The sequence below is a fragment of the Streptomyces sp. NPDC017056 genome (assembly GCF_044332485.1).
In the GTDB taxonomy this organism is placed as follows: Bacteria; Actinomycetota; Actinomycetes; order Streptomycetales; family Streptomycetaceae; genus Streptomyces.
This window is the reverse complement of record NZ_JBIRPD010000001.1, coordinates 571,035-587,996: the sequence shown is the minus strand read 5'-3', so window position 1 is coordinate 587,996 and position 16,962 is coordinate 571,035. Positions and strand designations below refer to the sequence as shown.

Genomic DNA, 16,962 nt, shown 5'->3' with positions numbered 1-16,962 from the left:
CAAACCCGGAAATGACTGTGATGCATGTCACGAAAGCGCGGCCTGGTGTCGTTCTTTAAGGCTCAAGTACTGTCGGGTTCCGCTCCATCTCCAGACCTCTCGGGTGACAGGAGAATTGCGTGAGTAACGAAGAATCGATGGACTATCTCGTGATCGGCGCGGGTCCCGCGGGATTACAAGCCGGATATTTCCTGCAACAGGCCGGTCGCAGTTATCTCATCGTGGAGTCAGGGCCGGCTGCCGGCACGTTTTTCACCCGCTTTCCCCGCCATCGCAAGCTCATCTCGATCAACAAGGTGCACACCGGCTGGGACGATCCCGAGCTGAACCTGCGCACCGACTGGAACTCGCTGCTCTCCGACGAGGGCGCGCCGTTGTTCACCGCCCGCACCCCGCGCTATTTCCCCGACGCCGAGGACATGGTGGGCTATCTCGCCGACTTCGCCGCGGCCCACCGGCTGCGCGTCCGGTACGGCACCCGCGTCACCGGGATCACCCGGCAGGGGGGCGCCTCGCCCGGCGACTTCCTCGCCCGTGACCAGGACGGCAACACCTACCGCGCCCGCCGGCTCATCGTGGCGACCGGCGTCCGGCTCCCGTATCTGCCCGACATCGAGGGGGTGCACACGGCCGAGCGCTACGACGAGGTCACCACCGCCCCCGCGGACTTCACCGGGCAGCGGGTGCTGATCATCGGCCGCGGCAACTCCGCCTTCGAGACCGCCGACAACCTCGTCGAGACCGCCGCGGTCATCCACGTGGCCGGGCCCGGTTCGCTGAAGCTCGCCTGGCAGACCCATTTCGTCGGGCACCTGCGGGCCGTCAACAACAACTTCCTCGACACCTACCAGCTGAAATCGCAGAACGCGCTGCTGGACGGGCACATCCTGCGTATACGGCAGCAGCCGGACGGCACGTACGTGGTATCGGTGTCCTTTTCCCGGGTGCAGGAGGTCGTCAAGGACATCGTTTACGACCGGGTCATTCTCGCCACCGGATTCCGCTTCGATCCTTCCATATTCGCCCCCGACTGCCGGCCGGAACTCACGATCAACGACCGTTTCCCGGACCAGACCGACGCCTGGGAATCCACGAACGTCCCCGGCCTGTACTTCGCCGGCACCATCACCCAGGTACGCGATTTCAAGAAATCCACCAGTGGTTTCATCCACGGCTTCCGGTACGGCGTACGGGCCCTGCACCGCATCCTCGAAGCGCGCTACCACGGCCGCCCCTGGCCCGCCCGCGGCCTGCCCGCCACCGCGGAGGCGGTCGCCGACGCCGTCGTCGCCCGCGTCAACCGCACTTCCGCGCTGTGGCAGATGTTCGGCTTCCTCGCCGACGCGGTGCTCGTGGACGGGGAGGACAGGGAAAGCCGGGAAGGCCGGGAAGGCCGGGAAGGCCGGAACGGGGCGGTCCGTTACTGCGAAGAGGTTCCGGTCGACCACTTGCACACCGCCGTCGCGGAGGGCCGTTTCGGCGACGTCGGCCGCTACTTCACCGTCACCCTCGAATACGGCGAGGGCCACGACAAGGTGAACCCGTTCGACATCACCGCCGGCCGCGTCTCCCAGCAGGACACCACCGGCCTCGACGGCCGCTATCTGCACCCGGTCGTCCGCTCCTTCGACGGCGCCGCGCCCGGAAAGGCGACCGCCGAGCACCACCTCACCGAGAACCTGGAGAACGAGTGGGACAGCGAGGAGGTCCACCGCACGCCCCTGCGGACCTTCCTGCGCGACCGGCTCGACGCCCCGTCCCCGGCGGTCCGGCCGTGATCCCCACCCTCTCCGACCTGCACGAGCGGGCACGCGAACGGCTCGAAGCGCCGGTGTACGACTTCATCGCCGGGGGCGCCGGAGGGGAGACGGCGCTGCGCGAGAACGAGGCGGCGTTCCGCAGGCTCGCCCTGCTGCCGCGCGTCCTGCGCGGCGCCGCCGACCGGGACCTGTCCGTGACGCTGTGCGGCGACCGCCTCGCGATGCCGGTGCTGGTCTCGCCGACCGCCTTCCACCGTCTCGTCCACCCGCGGGGCGAGACCGCCACCGCCCGCGCGACCGCGGCGGCCGGCACGGTCCTGGTCACCGGCATGGCCGCGACCGTGCCGGTGGCCGAGGTCACCGCCGCCGCCCGTGCCGTCGACCCGGAGGCGGCCGTCTGGTTCCAGCTGTACCCGCAGCCCGAGCCGGAGGTCACCGCCGAGCTGGTCCGCAGGGCGGAGCGGGCCGGGTGTTCCGCGCTGGTCGTCACGGTTGACTCGCCGGTGTTCGGCCGCCGCGAGCGCGACGCCCGGCACGGCTTCGACGACCTGCCCGACGGGCTGGCCGCCGAGAACATGCGCGGCCTGCCCGGCGCCGACGGCGACCGCCCCCGCGCCATCGCCATGTCAGCGGCGCTCTCCTGGGACGACGTGCGCCGGCTGCGCGCGCTGACCCGCCTGCCGGTCCTGCTCAAAGGCGTCCTGCACCCCGAGGACGCCCGGCTCGCCGTCGCCGAGGGCATCGACGGCCTGCTGGTCTCCAACCACGGCGGCCGGCAGCTCGATGCCGCCCCGGCGAGCGTCGAGGCGCTGCCCGCGGTCGTCGCGGCCGTCGCGGGCCGGGTGCCGGTGCTGCTGGACGGCGGGGTCCGCCGCGGCTCCGACGTCGCCGTGGCCCTCGCCCTGGGAGCGTCGGCCGTCGGCGTCGGCCGCCCGGTGCTGTGGGGCTTGGCCGCGGACGGCGAGGACGGCGTCCGGTACGTACTGGAGCTGCTGCGCGCGGAGTTCGACCACGTACTGGCGCTGTGCGGTGGCAGTGGTACGGCGGACCTCGGGCCCGACCTCGTGGTCGCGCGGGGGAGCGTACGGACCGGGGAGGGCGGATGAGCCGCTTCCGGACCGCCCGGCTGCTCACCGCCGGCGCCGCCGTCCTCTCCGTCCCGTACTGGCTGCCGCGTACCGTCGTCGCGGCCCGTGTCGCGCTCTTCGCCCGGATCAACGGCGACGAGGGCATCGCCTTCCCGAACGCGGACGTCCCGGCCGAACGCTTCCAGGAGATCTACTCCCACCCGGCCGCCAACGGACGCAGCCGGGGCGCCGCCCTCTCGGACCTCTTCTGGTACTGGCTCGCACCCGGCCCCGAGATCCACCAGGAGCACCTGGAGGAGGGCCCGCGCTACGACGAGGTCGCCCGCACCACCCTCGCCGTGCTCGCCGGCCCCGGCCGGGAGCTGACGGCGGCCGCGGCCGGCCGTACCGCCGCCGTCCTCGACGAACTGGTCACCGGACGCGCCGCGTTCGTCCGGCTGCGGGACCTGATGATGCCGGTGTGGGCGGAGTTCTTCTACGGACTCGTCTTCCGCGAACCGTGCCCGCCGGACGCCCGGCGCCTCATCGTGGCCAACGCCGAGGACGTGGTGAACGCCCTGAAATGCACCCGGCCGCGCCACTTGGCCCGCCGTTCCCGCCTCACCCGCTACCTGCGGCGGCGCATCGACGCCGGACACGTACCCCCGCCCCACCTGCCGGGCGGCCTCACGCCGCAGGAGCAGGCGTACTACCTCCAGGGCACGTTCTTCAACACGGCCGTCGTCCAGATGTCGGAGGCCATGGCCCACCTGCTCCTGGCGCTGGCCCAGCACCCCGAGGTCCAGCAGGCCCTGGCGGACGCGCCGGACGACGACCGGTACTTCACCAACGTCCTCAACGAGACCCTGCGGCTCTACCCGCTCTTCGGCGTCGCCCACCGCATCAGCACGGACGACATACCGCTCGGCCCCGGCAAGGTCATCCCGGCCGGCTCGGTGCTGTGCTTCAACTACCCCGAGTACCACGCCACCGGCTACACCGACCCGGACGTCTTCGACCCCGCCCGCTGGGACCGCCTGGTGGCCAGGCGCCAGCACCACATCCCGTTCGGGGTCGCCGCCAACCGGCCCTGCCCGGCCTGGCGGCCGGCGCCGCTGGCCATGCACGCCGCGACCCGCGAGGTGCTGCGCCGCTTCACCCTCCACTCCACCGTCGCCCACACCCGGTCCATCCCGCACCGCGCCCCCTGCCTGCTGGTCCGGCGCGACCGCCCGCTGCCGCGCCACCGGCTGCTCGCCGCCCGAGTCTTCCTGCGGGTGCGCGACCGGTGGGAGGACGTCTGGCGCAGCGGCGCCCAGCTCGTCCTCGGTACGTGGATGGTGCTGGACGCCCGCCGCCTGCGTCCGGCCGAGCGCTACTTCGCCGCCCACGACACCCAGGGCGTCCCGCTGCCGTCCGGTTCCGCCGAACCTCCCCGCGAGACGAAGGACGTTCCGCCATGTCCACCACGGAGTTAGGGCCGGTCTTCTTCCTGGCCGTCGTCGTCATCCTGCTCGTCTGCCGGCTGGTCGGCCGGGCCCTGCGCGCGCTGGGCCAGCCGCCCGTGGTGGGCGAGATGGTCGCGGGGGTGGTGCTCGGGCCGTCCGTGCTCGGGCTGCTGGCACCCGGCGTGGAGACGGCCCTCTTTCCCCAGGAACTGCGGCCGGCGTTGTACGTCGCCGGGCAGATCGGCCTGGTCGTCTTCATGTTCCAGACCGGGTACGAGTTCCGCTCGGCCCCCGTCCGTACGGTGGCCAAGCCGGCCGCGATGATCTCGGCGGCCGGCATCTTCGTACCGCTCGCGATGGGCGTGGGCCTGACCTACGCCGTCCACGACCGGGTCGACGTCTTCCCGGCGGGCGTGTCCGTCGCGGTGTCCGCGCTGTTCGTCGGCGTGACCCTGGCCATCACCGCGTTCCCGATGATGGCCCGCATCATCACCGAGCGCGGCCTGACCGGCACCCGCTTCGGCTCGCTGTCCCTGGCGTCCGGCGCGGTTGACGACGCGCTGGCGTGGGTGCTGCTCGCCGGGGTGCTGAGCATGGCCGGCAGCGGCACCGGGCCGCTGGTCCTCGCCCTCGGCGGGACCGCCGTCCTGGTGGCCGTGCTCGCCCTGCTCGCCCGCTCCGGGAACCGCATGGCGGGCCTGGCGGACCGCCGCCACCCCGACGAGCTGCTGCTGATCACCGTGATCGCGCTCTTCCTCGCCGCCTGGTACACCGACCGCATCGGCCTGTACGCCGTCTTCGGCGCGTTCAGCCTGGGCGTGGTCTTCCCGCGCTCCGAGGCGGTGGACCGGGCCATCGCGGCGCTCGGGCCGATCAGCCGGATCGTCTTCCTGCCCCTGTTCTTCACCTACTCGGGCCTGAACACCGACTTCGCGCTGCTGGCCGCGCCGGGCCTGCTGCTGTTCACCGCGGGCTGCGTCGTCCTCGCCGTCCTCGGCAAGCTGGGCGCCTGCTGGCTGGCGGCGCGGCTGGCCGGCGAGGAGGGCGCGGTCGCGCTGCGCGTCGGCACGCTGATGAACGCGCGGGGCCTGATGCAGCTCATCGCGATCAACATCGGGCTGGCGGCCGGCATCGTGACCCCGTCGATGTTCGCGGTGCTGGTCGTGGTCGCGCTGGTGACGACGGTGATGGCCACCCCGATGCTGACCCTGTGGGACCGTATCGACGCCCGCCGCACGGCCGGGGCCCCCGCCGAGCGGGTCGGCGCCGTTCCCTGACCGGCGGCCCGTACGGGGACACCGTGGTCGGCGCCGTCGTGCCGATCGGGGACAATGGGCGCCATGAGCGTTCGTACAGAGTCCTCCGCCCAGCACCGCGCCGGCTTCGCGTGCTTCGTCGGCCGCCCCAACGCGGGCAAGTCGACCCTCACGAACGCTCTGGTCGGCACGAAGGTGGCGATCACCTCCAACCGCCCGCAGACCACCCGGCACACCGTGCGCGGCATCGTGCACCGCCCGGACGCCCAGCTCGTCCTGGTCGACACCCCGGGCCTGCACAAGCCGCGCACCCTGCTCGGCGAGCGGCTCAACGACGTCGTGCGGACCACCTGGGCCGAGGTCGACGTGATCGGCTTCTGCCTGCCCGCCGACCAGAAGCTGGGCCCCGGCGACCGCTTCATCGCGGGCGAGCTGGCCGGGATCAAGAAGACCCCGAAGATCGCCATCGTCACCAAGACCGACCTGGTGGACTCCAAGCAGCTCGCCGAGCAGCTGCTCGCGGTCGACCAGATGGGCCGGGAGCTGGGCATCGAGTGGGCGGAGATCATCCCGGTGTCCGCAGTCGGTGACAAGCAGGTGCAGCTGGTCGCCGACCTGCTCGTCCCGATGCTCCCCGAGAGCCCCCCGCTCTACCCCGAGGGCGACCTCACCGACGAGCCCGAGCAGGTCATGGTCGCCGAGCTGATCCGCGAGGCGGCGCTCGAAGGCGTACGGGACGAGCTGCCGCACTCCATCGCCGTCGTGGTCGAGGAGATGCTGCCGCGCGAGGACCGCCCGGCGGACAAGCCGCTGCTGGACATCCACGCCAACGTCTACATCGAGCGGCCCAGCCAGAAGGGCATCATCATCGGCCCCAAGGGCAAGCGGCTCAAGGACGTCGGCGTGAAGTCCCGCAAGCACATCGAGGCGCTGCTCGGCACGCCGGTCTTCCTCGACCTGCACGTGAAGGTCGCCAAGGACTGGCAGCGCGACCCGAAGCAGCTGCGCAAGCTGGGCTTCTGAGCCCCGCCGGACCCGCTCACTCCACGCCGCGAATCCGCCGCACCAGCAGCGCCCCCGCCAGCCCGATGCCCGCCGCCACCAGGTACAGCACCCGGTAGCCGCCCAGGTACGTCACGATCGGCGCGGCCAGCGCGGGGGCGGCCACCTGCGGCAGCGAGTTCGCGATGTTGATGATGCCGAGGTCACGGGCCCGGTCGGCGGCGGCCGGCAGCACGTCCGTCATCAGCGCGAAGTCCACCGACGTGAAGACGCCGAAGCCGACGCCCAGCAGCGCGGCGGCGACGAGCGCGCCGGTCCAGGTCTGCCAGGCGGCGAGCAGGGCGGTGGCCCCCGCCATGATCACGCCCGCCCACAGCACGTACGGTTTGCGGCGGCCCGTACGGTCCGACCGGATCCCGCCGACGACGACCGTGGCGAGCAGCATCACGCCGTTGGCGGCCGTCAGCACGAGCACGCCGTCCTCGGGGTGCGGCCGGTGCAGCACGTCGCGCAGGTAGTACAGCAGGTAGAGCAGCGCGATCGCGTTGCCGAGGTTGACCAGGAAGCGGGTCAGCCACGCCCAGGCCAGGTCGGGGTGGCGGCGCGGGCTGATCCAGAACCCGGCGAGGAAGGCCCGCCACGCGAACGGCGGCCGGTTGCCGGGCCCGATCCGCAGGTCCCGGTAGCGCAGCACGTACGGAAGGGTGGCCAGCACCGTGAAGGCGGCGCAGGCCGCGTAGCCCGCCGCGATGCCGCCGGCGGCGGACGCCAGGCCCGTACCGGCCACCACACCCAGGAACTGCGCCGCGCCCAGCCAGCCGCCGACCGTGCCGCGCTGGAGGTGCGGTACACGGTCCGGCACGGCCGCGGTGACCGCGGCGAACGCGGCGTTCAGGGCGAGCTGCACCAGACACCACCCGGCCGCCATCGCGGCCACGCTCCGGGCGGCCGCCAGCAGGCACAGCGCCGCAGCGCCGCCGAGGACACCGGCCGCGATCCACGGCGTACGGCGTCCGAAGCGCGAGGCCGTACGGTCCGACAGCGCGCCGAAGAGCGGGTTGGCGACCAGCGAGACCGCCGCGCCCAGGCCCGTCACCCACGCGAGCACCGCCTCCTTGGACGTGCCCGGCGGCGCCAGCTCGGCCGCCTGGAGGGCCAGCAGGATCTGGATCGGCCCGTACCAGCCCACCCAGACCGCCCCGTTGGCCAGCGCGAGCGCCGCGGTCCAGCCGCGGCCCACCCGCACGGCCGGCTCGGCGAGGGCCCCGGGCGTGCCCGCGGCCCCCGCGCCGGTCACCGCTGGGCCCGCAGCGCGTCCCGCAGCCAGCGGTAGGAGGTCTTCGGGGTGCGGGCCAGCGTGCCGTAGTCGACGTGCACCAGCCCGAAGCGCCGGGCGTACCCCTCGGCCCACTCGAAGTTGTCCAGCAGCGACCAGACGAAGTAGCCGCGTACGTCGACCCCGGCGGCGATCGCGTCGTGCAGGGCCCGCAGGTGCGCGTCCAGGAAGGCGATCCGCTCCCGGTCCTCGACGCCCTCGTACGAGCAGCCGTTCTCGGTGATCACCACGGGCGGCAGGCGGTCGCCGTACCGGTCGCGGAACCCGGTCAGCAGCTCGGTCAGCGCCGCCGGCACCACCGGCCAGCCGAAGTCCGTCTGCGGGTAGCCCGCGATCTCGCGCGGCGCGAACGGCAGCCCCGGCGGCAGTTCGATCCCCGCGAAGCCGGCGGAGCCGGTGGCCTCCGGGTCCGGTGCCCCCACCTTCGTCGGCTGGTAGTAGTTGATCCCGTACCAGTCCAGCGGCGTACCGATGACCTTGAGGTCTTCGTCCACCGGGCCGGACAGCAGCGCCGCCGTCAGCTCCTCCTCCGGGTAGCGCCCCAGCAGCACCGGCTCCGCGAACAATCGATTCAGCAGCAGGTCGTAGAGCCCGGCCGCCTCCCGGTCGGCGGCCGACTCCGACGCGGCCCAGGTCGGCCCGTGCGAATTGGCGATGCCGATACCGCTTGCGCCCCGCGCCCGCAGCGCCTGTACGGCCAGCCCGTGCCCGAGCAACTGGTGATGCGCGGCGGGCAGCGCCTCGAACCCCAGCCGCCTGCCCGGCGCGTGCTGCCCCAGCCCGTACCCCAGCAACGTCAGCTCGGCGGGCTCGTTGAGCGTGATCCACCGGTCCACCCGGTCCCCGAGCCGCGCCGCCACCGCGTCCGCGTACGCCGCGAACCGCCGCGCCGTGTCCCGCTCCAGCCACCCGCCCGCCGCCTCGACGGCCTGCGGGGTGTCCCAGTGGAAGAGCGTCGGCACGGGCCGCACGCCCGCCGCGCACAGCTCGTCGACCAGCCGGTCGTAGAAGTCCAGCCCCGCCGCGTTGACCGCAGGGCCGCCGTCCGGCATCACCCGCGGCCAGGCGACGGAGAACCGGTACGCGCCGACGCCCAGCTCCTTGATGAGCGCCACGTCCTCGCGGTACCGGTGGTAGTGCCCGGTCGCCACCCGGGCGTCCGACCCGTCCTTGATCCGCCCGCGCTCACCCGCGAACACGTCCCACGAGGACCGCCCCCGCCCGTCCTCGTCCACCGCCCCCTCGATCTGGTACGCGGAGGTGGACACCCCCCACAGGAACCCCGCGGGGAAGCGCGGCAGCGGACACGGCGGGGATCCGGACGACACGGACGACGCGTTCATGCGCCGGATCCTGGTTACCGCCGCGTACGGGTGTCAAGGGGCTTGCACGGAACGGGAGTTGGCCGCCGGCCGGGCGTCCGGGTCAGCTGCCTTCCTTGAGCACCCTGGTGATCAGTTTGCGCTGCTCCTCGGTGAGGCGGGGGTCGGAGGCGTAGACCGTGTCGCCGTCGATGGTGATCTGGTAGCTGAAACCGTCTGGGACGCCTACCGGGGGAGTGCCCCGGCCGGCGGCGGCTGCCCGCTCGGCCAGAGTGTGCCATTCCGCGGCATCCGGGCGGCCGGAGGTGTCCACCTCGGCAAACCGCTCGATGCCGGCGAAGCCGCCGGTGCGTCGAACTTGGATTCGCATGACGGGCTTCCTACCCAGTGGGGCTCGGGGAAACGGACGGAACGGGCCAGACTGCGCGGGGTCGGTCCGAGGGGTCAGCCCGTGGGGAGGCCCACCTGCGACCATGCCTTGAGGAGGGACTGCACTTCCTCGCCGTCACCGTACAAGGTCCGTGCGGTGGCGACCGTCAGGCGCGAGAAGTCGGCGAACTGCGCGTCCTTGTCCAGTTCGCCGCCGGTCAGCGCGGCGTACCAGATCTTGCCGGCCCGCTCCCACGCGTTGCCGCCGAGGTCGGTGGCGAGCAGGTAGAAGGCGTGGTTGGGAATGCCGGAGTTGATGTGCACGCCGCCGTTGTCGCGCGAGGTCTTGACGTAGTGGTCCATCGTCGCGGGCTGCGGGTCCTTGCCGAGGACGTCGTCGTCGTACGCGGTGCCAGGGGCCTTCATCGAGCGCAGCGCCTCGCCGGTGACGTTCGGGCCGAGCAGCCCGGCGCCGATCAGCCAGTCGGCCTGGGAGGCGTTCTGGCCGAGCGCGTACTGCTTGATCAGGGAGCCGAAGACGTCCGACATGGACTCGTTGAGCGCGCCGGACTGGCCGAAGTAGTCCAGGTTGGCGGTGTGCTGGGTGACGCCGTGGGTCAGCTCGTGGCCGATGACGTCGACGGGGATGGTGAAGTCCAGGAACAGGTCGTTGTCGCCGTCGCCGAAGACCATGCGCTGGCCGTCCCAGAAGGCGTTGTCGTAGTTCTCGCCGTAGTGGACGGTCGCGTTCAGCGGCAGGCCGGAGTCGTCGATGGAGTGCCGGCCGTAGACCTTCAAGTACAGGTCGAAGGTCGCGCCGAGGCCCGCGTGCGCGCGGTTGACGGAGGCGTCCTTCGAGGGCTTGTCGGCCTCCGAGTGCACCTTCTTGCCCGGCAGCGTCTCCAGGTGCCGCGCGTCGTAGATGGTGCGGTTCGGCTTGTCCGACGGGGCGCCGGTGGGCGCGCCGAGGCCGCGGACGGTGGTGATGCGGCGGCGGGTGCGCTGGAGGGCGTCGTGCTCCAGGGTGCGCAGGGCGCGCTCGGAGCGGCCCGCGTCCTCCAGTTGCGAGAGGTGGTCGAGGACGTGGGGCGGCACGATCGTGCAGAAGACCGGGTGGGCCGGAGTGGCTTCAGGGTTCATGCACGGCAATGTGGCACTGGGTCACGGGCGTGTCACTCCCTGCCGTCATGATTCCTGAAAACGTGTGGTAGATCGCAGATTGGGGGTTAGATCCGCCCGGTCCCGCATACTGATACGGGACCGCGATCTCCGCGTCACCTCGGCTAAGGTGCGGTGCATCATGCGTTACGGGCTGCTTCTCCTTAGCTGCCGCGGCGAGGGTCTGTTGTCGTAGGCCGACCCCCTCCCCGCGGGATTCGGTGCTGCGATTTTCGCCCCGTCGGCCTCTTCCCCCGCGGACAAACGAGGAGCCCCGCGCCACCATGACGAATCCGTCGATTCCTGCTGAGAACTCCGTCGGCCGCCCCACGCCCGTCACCAACGCCACCCACGCCCAGAAGCCCTCCGGCCTGCCGGTGCACCGCTACGGCGGCTACGAGGCCGTGGACATCCCCGACCGCACCTGGCCGGACAACCGCATCACCGTGGCCCCCCGCTGGCTCTCCACCGACCTGCGCGACGGCAACCAGGCGCTGATCGACCCGATGTCGCCGGCCCGCAAGCGCGAGATGTTCGACCTGCTGGTCACGATGGGCTACAAGGAGATCGAGGTCGGCTTCCCCTCGTCGGGCGCCACCGACTTCGACTTCGTACGCTCGATCATCGAAGAGGACGCGATCCCCGAGGACGTGACGATCTCCGTCCTGACCCAGGCACGCGAGGAGCTGATCGAGCGGACCGTGGAGTCGCTGCGCGGCGCCCGCAAGGCCACCGTCCACCTGTACAACGCCACCGCGCCGGTCTTCCGCCGGGTGGTCTTCCGCGGCTCGCGCGAGCAGGTCAAGCAGATCGCGGTGGACGGCACGCGGCTGGTCGTGGAGTACGCGGAGAAGATCCTGGGCCCGGAGACGGCCTTCGGCTACCAGTACAGCCCGGAGATCTTCACCGACACCGAGCTGGACTTCGCGCTGGAGGTCTGCGAGGGCGTCATGGACGTCTGGCAGCCCGAGGCGGGCCGCGAGATCATCCTGAACCTGCCGGCCACCGTCGAGCGCTCCACCCCCTCCACGCACGCCGACCGCTTCGAGTGGATGTCGCGCAACCTGTCCCGGCGCGAGCACATCTGCCTGTCCGTGCACCCGCACAACGACCGCGGTACCGCGGTGGCCGCCGCCGAGCTGGCGATCATGGCCGGCGCGGACCGTATCGAGGGCTGCCTGTTCGGCCAGGGCGAGCGCACCGGCAACGTCGACCTGGTCACCCTGGGCATGAACCTGTTCAGCCAGGGCGTGGACCCGCAGATCGACTTCTCGCAGATCGACGAGATCCGCCGGACCGCCGAGTACTGCAACCAGATGGAGATCCACCCGCGCCACCCGTACGCGGGCGACCTGGTCTACACCGCCTTCTCCGGCTCCCACCAGGACGCCATCAAGAAGGGCTTCGAGGCCATGGAGGTCCAGGCCGCCGAGCAGGGCAAGAGCGTGGACGACCTGGAGTGGGCCGTCCCGTACCTGCCCATCGACCCCAAGGACGTCGGCCGCTCCTACGAGGCCGTGATCCGCGTCAACTCGCAGTCCGGCAAGGGCGGCATCGCGTACGTCCTGAAGAACGACCACAAGCTGGACCTGCCGCGCCGGATGCAGATCGAGTTCTCCAAGACCATCCAGGGCAAGACCGACGCCGAGGGCGGCGAGGTCACGCCGGACGCGATCTGGTCCGTCTTCCAGGACGAGTACCTGCCGACCCCGGAGAACGCCTGGGGCCGGATCGCGCTGCGCAGCGCGCAGACCTCCACCACGACCGAGGGCACCGACGCGCTGACCGTCGAGGCGGTCGTGGACGGCGCCGACACGGTCCTGACCGGCACCGGCAACGGCCCGCTGGCGGCGTTCTTCGACGCGCTGCACGCCATCGACGTGGACGTACGGCTGCTGGACTACGTCGAGCACACGATGAGCGAGGGCGTCGGCGCCCAGGCCGCCGCGTACATCGAGTGCGCGATCGGCGACAAGGTGCTGTGGGGCGTCGGCATCGACGGCAACATCGTGCGCGCCTCGATCAAGGCGGCCGTCTCCGCGGTCAACCGCGCGAGCCGCTGATCACCGCACTGGTCCGCCGCGGGCGGCGCCGGCCCGCCGGCCGTTCCGCCGTCCGTGGTACCCACCGGCCGTGACCTGCGACGCGTCCGGCGCCCCCCGGCTCTTCCGCGAGCGCCGGGGGGCGCTTGGCTGTTCAACCGGTTTAAACGGCCGTCTTGTCCGGTCCGAGCTACTGACGGCGCCTCGCGGATGTGGCTAACATCACGTCAACGCGGCAAAGATGCCGAAGCGTTACGGAGGGTCGACGTGATGCACAAGCTGGCTGTGATGGGTGTGCGGACGTCCTGGCGCACCGTCGCCGACGGCGAGTTCTTCTGCCCCGAGTGCGGCGGGGACCGCAACTACCTCCGGCGGACCGGCCGCCGCCGTCTCACCGTCCTGGGAGTGCCGCTGCTGCCGCGCGGCACCGCGGGCCCGGTCGTCGAATGCTCCGCCTGCCGCGGCCACTTCGGCCTGGACGCGCTGGACCACCCCACCACGACGCGCTTCTCGGCGATGCTCAGGGACGCCGTGCACACCGTCACGCTGGCCGTGCTGGCGGCGGGCGGCACGGCCTCGCCGGGGGTGCGCGCCACCGCCGTGGGGACGGTGCGCGCCGCGGGCTTCGCGGACTGTACGGAGGATCAGCTGCTGACCCTGCTCGCCGCGCTCGCCGCCGACACCGGGCGGCTGCCCGGCGCGCACGACGGCGCCCTGTCGCGCTCCTCCTCCGGGGGCGTCGGCCGGCCCGGCGGCGGCCTGGACCCGTGCGGCACGGCGCTGGCCATAGAGCTGCACGAGGCCCTGGAGCCGCTGGCCCCGCACCTCGCGCCGACCGGCCGGGAGGCGCTGCTCCTCCAGGGGGCCCGCATCGCCCTCGCCGACGGCCCGTACCTGCCGTCCGAGCGGGAGGTCCTCACCACCGTCGGCGCGGCGCTCCTGCTGTGCCCGGACGACACCGCCCGCCTGCTGGCCGCCGCCCGCACACCGTCCTGAGGGCGGTGCGGGGCGGGCCCGGACCGGGGGCCCCGCCGCGTGCGCGAGAATGGACCGCATGAGTCTGTTCCGCGATGACGGCATTGTGCTGCGCACCCAGAAGCTGGGCGAGGCGGACCGGATCATCACGTTCCTCACGCGCGGTCACGGCCGGGTACGGGCGGTGGCCCGGGGTGTGCGCCGCACGAAGTCCAAGTTCGGCGCCAGGCTGGAGCCGTTCTCCCATGTCGACGTGCAGTTCTACGCGCGCGGCGGCGAGCTGGTCGGGCGCGGGCTGCCGATGTGTACGCAGAGTGAGAGCATCGCCGCCTACGGTGGCGGCATCGTCACCGACTACGCCCGCTACACCGCCGGTACGGCCATGCTGGAGACCGCCGAGCGGTTCACCGACCACGAGGGCGAGCCGGCCGTACAGCAGTACCTGCTGCTGGTCGGCGGGCTGCGCACGCTCGCGCGCGGCGAGCACGAGCCGCATCTGGTCCTGGACGCCTTCCTGCTGCGTTCGCTCGCGGTCAACGGTTACGCGCCCAGCTTCGACGGCTGTGCCAAGTGCGGCCTGCCGGGCCCGAACCGTTTCTTCTCCGTGGGTTCGGGCGGCGTGGTGTGCGGCGACTGCCGGGTGCCGGGAAGCGTCGTACCCTCCTCCGAGGCCATCGGTCTTCTGGCGGCGCTGCTGTCCGGCGACTGGGCGACCGCGGACGCCTGCGAACCCCGGCACGTCCGGGAGGGCAGCGGGCTCGTGGCGGCGTATCTGCACTGGCATCTGGAGCGCGGCCTGCGCTCGCTGCGGTACGTAGAGAAGTAGATAGGCTCAGCAGCTCGGGGGCGAGCACCGGCTCGGACACGAGCGCACCACGCACTACGCATAGGAGATGTGGACCGGATGGCACGACGCGGAATTCTGGGGCGCGGCCGACGCGAATACGAGACGCCCGAGCCGCACCCGTCCGGTGCGCGTCCGCCGAAGATTCCCGGCGAACTCGTCCCGAACCACGTGGCGGTCGTCATGGACGGCAACGGCCGCTGGGCCAAGGAGCGCGGCCTGCCCCGTACCGAGGGCCACAAGGTCGGCGAGGGCGTCGTCCTGGACGTGCTCAAGGGCTGCATCGAGATGGGCGTCAAGAACCTGTCGCTGTACGCCTTTTCCACCGAGAACTGGAAGCGCTCGCCCGAAGAGGTGCGCTTCCTGATGAACTTCAACCGCGACGTCATCCGGCGCCGCCGCGACGAGATGGACGCCCTGGGCATCCGCATCCGCTGGGTCGGCCGGATGCCGAAGCTGTGGAAGTCCGTGGTGCAGGAACTCCAGGTCGCCCAGGAGCAGACCAAGGACAACGACGCCATGACGCTGTACTTCTGCGTCAACTACGGCGGCCGGGCGGAGATCGCGGACGCGGCGGCCGCCATCGCCGCCGACGTACGGGCCGGGAAGCTGGACCCGTCGAAGGTCAACGAGAAGACCGTCGCCAAGTACATGTACTACCCGGACATGCCGGACGTGGACCTGTTCGTGCGGCCGTCGGGCGAGCAGCGCACGTCCAACTACCTGATCTGGCAGAGCGCCTACGCCGAGATGGTGTTCCAGGACATTCTCTGGCCCGATTTCGACCGGCGGAACCTGTGGGACGCCTGTTTCGAATACGCCAAGCGGGACCGCCGGTTCGGCGCCGCACCTGAGGCGCAGCCCGCGCAGTCCTAGCGCGGGAGCCAGGCATACGAACGCGGCCGGGCCCCTTCGTGGGGGCCCGGCCGCTTCGCGTTCGCGCCGGTGTCACGCGGAGCCGGCAGCCGCCTTGGCCGCGCACTCGCCGCACGTACCGAAGATCTCGATGGTGTGCCCGACGTCCTGGAAGCCGTGCTCGGCGGCGATCTGGTCCGCCCACTTCTCCACGGCCGGGCCCTCCACCTCGACGGCCTTGCCGCAGTTGCGGCAGACCAGGTGATGGTGGTGGTCGTCGGTGCTGCACCGGCGGTAGACCGCCTCGCCCTCGTTGGTCCGCAGCACGTCCACCTCGCCCGCGTCGGCGAGCGACTGCAGCGTCCGGTAGACCGTGGTCAGCCCGACCGAGTCCCCCCGGTGCTTGAGCATGTCGTGCAGCTCCTGCGCGCTGCGGAACTCGTCCACCTCGTCCAGTGCCGCCGCGACGGCGGCCCGCTGCCGTGTCGACCGGCCGCGCACCGGAGATCCCGTGCTCGCCACCGTTGCCTCCCTAGGTCTCGGGACGTCCCCCTGCACATCAGTCCGGCCATTGTGCCAGGTGATGACCAGAGCCCGGGGGCGACGCTTACACCAATGCCTACCCCTTGGCACCCGGCACGCTGACGTCGTCACCGGGGGAGCGGCTGCCGGGCAGATCCAGAGTGCACTGCTTGGCGTCCTCGGCGGCGGCCCGCGCGCGCTTTTTGGCCAATGGCGCGGCCAAAGCAGCCATGCCCGCGAAGACCACGATGGCCAGCAGCACGATGCTCGCGCCGGGCGGCACGTTCACGTAGAAGGAGAAGACCGTACCGGAGAGGGTGACGACCACACCGATGGCGACGGACAGCGCGAGGGTCATCGCGAAGCCGCGGGTGGCCTGCTGGGCGGCGGCGACCGGCACCACCAGCAGCGCGCTGACGAGCAGCAGGCCGACGGCGCGCATCGCGACCGTGACGGTCAGCGCGGCGGTGACCGCCAGCACCAGGTTCAGCACCCGTACGGGCAGACCCATCACCCGGGCGAACTCCTCGTCCTGGCAGATGGCGAACAGCTGCCGGCGCAGGCCGAGCGTGACGGCCATCACGAAGGCGGCCAGGATGGCGGTCGCGACGACGTCATCGGACGACACGCTGTTGATCGAGCCGAAGAGGTAGCTGGTGAGGTTGGCGGTGGACCCGCCGGGCGCCAGATTGATGATCATCACGCCGCCGGCCATGCCGCCGTAGAAGAGCATCGCCAGCGCGATGTCGCCCCGCGTCTTGCCGTACGCGCGCACCAGCTCCATGGCGATCGCGCCGAGCGTGGCCACCACCACGGCCATCCACACGGGCGACGCCTGGAGCAGGAAGCCGAGCGCGACGCCGGTGAGCGCGACGTGGCCGATGCCGTCGCCCATGAGCGCCTGGCGGCGCTGGACGAGGTACACGCCGACGGAGGGCGCGGTGAGGCCGACCAGGAGGGCGGCCAGCAGCGCGCGCTGCATGAAGGGGTAGGTCAAAAGGTCCAT

15 protein-coding genes are annotated in these 16,962 nt (G+C 71.8%); 9 read left to right on the top strand and 6 right to left on the bottom strand.

Going from position 1 to position 16,962, the window contains the following annotated elements; all coding sequences use genetic code 11:
• Positions 1-137 precede the first annotated feature (137 nt).
• From ACH4OW_RS02740 to era, 5 genes are read left to right on the top strand one after another with little or no spacing between them, the layout of a single operon-like run.
• The gene (locus ACH4OW_RS02740) at positions 138-1,778 is read left to right on the top strand and encodes an NAD(P)-binding domain-containing protein (protein ID WP_398024459.1); all 1,641 of its coding nucleotides are present in this window, start codon (positions 138-140) and stop codon (positions 1,776-1,778) included.
• Entirely contained in the window at positions 1,775-2,866 is a 1,092-nt protein-coding gene (locus ACH4OW_RS02735) for an alpha-hydroxy acid oxidase (RefSeq protein ID WP_398024375.1), read from the top strand. The genes ACH4OW_RS02740 and ACH4OW_RS02735 overlap by 4 nt, the downstream gene beginning before the upstream one ends.
• The gene (locus tag ACH4OW_RS02730; protein ID WP_398024373.1) at positions 2,863-4,305 is read left to right on the top strand and encodes a cytochrome P450; all 1,443 of its coding nucleotides are present in this window, start codon (positions 2,863-2,865) and stop codon (positions 4,303-4,305) included. The genes ACH4OW_RS02735 and ACH4OW_RS02730 overlap by 4 nt, the downstream gene beginning before the upstream one ends.
• A complete protein-coding gene (locus ACH4OW_RS02725; RefSeq protein ID WP_398024371.1) occupies positions 4,287-5,552 on the top strand; it encodes a cation:proton antiporter in 1,266 nt (421 codons plus the stop codon). The genes ACH4OW_RS02730 and ACH4OW_RS02725 overlap by 19 nt, the downstream gene beginning before the upstream one ends.
• A 54-nt stretch (positions 5,553-5,606) precedes the next feature.
• Positions 5,607-6,554, top strand: a complete 948-nt coding sequence (gene era / locus ACH4OW_RS02720) for a GTPase Era (protein ID WP_398024369.1) — start codon at positions 5,607-5,609, stop codon at positions 6,552-6,554.
• A gap of 16 nt (positions 6,555-6,570) precedes the next feature.
• On the opposite strand, the gene ACH4OW_RS02715 is transcribed toward era, so the two are convergent.
• The 4 genes from ACH4OW_RS02715 to ACH4OW_RS02700 all read right to left on the bottom strand — a co-directional run bounded on the left by ACH4OW_RS02715 (position 6,571) and on the right by ACH4OW_RS02700 (position 10,700).
• The gene (locus tag ACH4OW_RS02715) at positions 6,571-7,830 is read right to left on the bottom strand and encodes an MFS transporter (RefSeq protein ID WP_398024367.1); all 1,260 of its coding nucleotides are present in this window, start codon (positions 7,828-7,830) and stop codon (positions 6,571-6,573) included.
• On the bottom strand, positions 7,827-9,212 hold the full coding sequence (locus ACH4OW_RS02710; protein ID WP_398024365.1) for a GH1 family beta-glucosidase: 1,386 nt from the start codon (positions 9,210-9,212) through the stop codon (positions 7,827-7,829). The genes ACH4OW_RS02715 and ACH4OW_RS02710 overlap by 4 nt, the downstream gene beginning before the upstream one ends.
• Positions 9,213-9,294: 82 nt before the next feature.
• The gene (locus ACH4OW_RS02705) at positions 9,295-9,561 is read right to left on the bottom strand and encodes a protealysin inhibitor emfourin (protein ID WP_360122262.1); all 267 of its coding nucleotides are present in this window, start codon (positions 9,559-9,561) and stop codon (positions 9,295-9,297) included.
• Positions 9,562-9,635: 74 nt separating this feature from the next.
• Entirely contained in the window at positions 9,636-10,700 is a 1,065-nt protein-coding gene (locus ACH4OW_RS02700) for a M4 family metallopeptidase (protein ID WP_360122259.1), read from the bottom strand.
• Between the two features lie 302 nt (positions 10,701-11,002).
• Here ACH4OW_RS02700 and leuA point away from each other — a divergent pair, with 302 nt between their 5' ends.
• From leuA to ACH4OW_RS02680, 4 genes are all read left to right on the top strand, one after another.
• Complete coding sequence (leuA, locus tag ACH4OW_RS02695) at positions 11,003-12,781, top strand: 2-isopropylmalate synthase (RefSeq protein ID WP_360122256.1); 1,779 nt, start codon at positions 11,003-11,005, stop codon at positions 12,779-12,781.
• Positions 12,782-13,030: 249 nt separating this feature from the next.
• Positions 13,031-13,756: a TerB family tellurite resistance protein gene (locus tag ACH4OW_RS02690; RefSeq protein WP_360122253.1), complete on the top strand. Its 726-nt coding sequence runs from the start codon at positions 13,031-13,033 to the stop codon at positions 13,754-13,756.
• Between the two features lie 58 nt (positions 13,757-13,814).
• The gene (gene recO, locus ACH4OW_RS02685) at positions 13,815-14,561 is read left to right on the top strand and encodes a DNA repair protein RecO (protein WP_360122250.1); all 747 of its coding nucleotides are present in this window, start codon (positions 13,815-13,817) and stop codon (positions 14,559-14,561) included.
• Between the two features lie 78 nt (positions 14,562-14,639).
• The gene (locus tag ACH4OW_RS02680; RefSeq protein ID WP_360122247.1) at positions 14,640-15,455 is read left to right on the top strand and encodes an isoprenyl transferase; all 816 of its coding nucleotides are present in this window, start codon (positions 14,640-14,642) and stop codon (positions 15,453-15,455) included.
• Positions 15,456-15,527: 72 nt separating this feature from the next.
• Here ACH4OW_RS02680 and ACH4OW_RS02675 read toward each other — a convergent pair whose 3' ends face one another.
• Together ACH4OW_RS02675 and ACH4OW_RS02670 are read right to left on the bottom strand one after the other, a co-directional pair.
• Positions 15,528-15,956: a transcriptional repressor gene (locus ACH4OW_RS02675; RefSeq protein WP_360122244.1), complete on the bottom strand. Its 429-nt coding sequence runs from the start codon at positions 15,954-15,956 to the stop codon at positions 15,528-15,530.
• Between the two features lie 97 nt (positions 15,957-16,053).
• Positions 16,054-16,962: an iron chelate uptake ABC transporter family permease subunit gene (locus ACH4OW_RS02670; RefSeq protein ID WP_360122241.1), complete on the bottom strand. Its 909-nt coding sequence runs from the start codon at positions 16,960-16,962 to the stop codon at positions 16,054-16,056.

Coding starts and splice junctions, on each gene's coding strand:
- ACH4OW_RS02670 (WP_360122241.1), bottom strand. CDS start 16,962: ATGGACCTTTTGACCTACCCCTTCATGCAGCGCGCGCTGCTGGCCGCC.
- ACH4OW_RS02700 (WP_360122259.1), bottom strand. CDS start 10,700: ATGAACCCTGAAGCCACTCCGGCCCACCCGGTCTTCTGCACGATCGTG.
- ACH4OW_RS02680 (WP_360122247.1), top strand. CDS start 14,640: ATGGCACGACGCGGAATTCTGGGGCGCGGCCGACGCGAATACGAGACG.
- leuA (WP_360122256.1), top strand. CDS start 11,003: ATGACGAATCCGTCGATTCCTGCTGAGAACTCCGTCGGCCGCCCCACG.
- ACH4OW_RS02705 (WP_360122262.1), bottom strand. CDS start 9,561: ATGCGAATCCAAGTTCGACGCACCGGCGGCTTCGCCGGCATCGAGCGG.
- ACH4OW_RS02730 (WP_398024373.1), top strand. CDS start 2,863: ATGAGCCGCTTCCGGACCGCCCGGCTGCTCACCGCCGGCGCCGCCGTC.
- recO (WP_360122250.1), top strand. CDS start 13,815: ATGAGTCTGTTCCGCGATGACGGCATTGTGCTGCGCACCCAGAAGCTG.
- ACH4OW_RS02710 (WP_398024365.1), bottom strand. CDS start 9,212: ATGAACGCGTCGTCCGTGTCGTCCGGATCCCCGCCGTGTCCGCTGCCG.
- ACH4OW_RS02690 (WP_360122253.1), top strand. CDS start 13,031: ATGCACAAGCTGGCTGTGATGGGTGTGCGGACGTCCTGGCGCACCGTC.
- era (WP_398024369.1), top strand. CDS start 5,607: ATGGGCGCCATGAGCGTTCGTACAGAGTCCTCCGCCCAGCACCGCGCC.
- ACH4OW_RS02725 (WP_398024371.1), top strand. CDS start 4,287: ATGTCCACCACGGAGTTAGGGCCGGTCTTCTTCCTGGCCGTCGTCGTC.
- ACH4OW_RS02740 (WP_398024459.1), top strand. CDS start 138: ATGGACTATCTCGTGATCGGCGCGGGTCCCGCGGGATTACAAGCCGGA.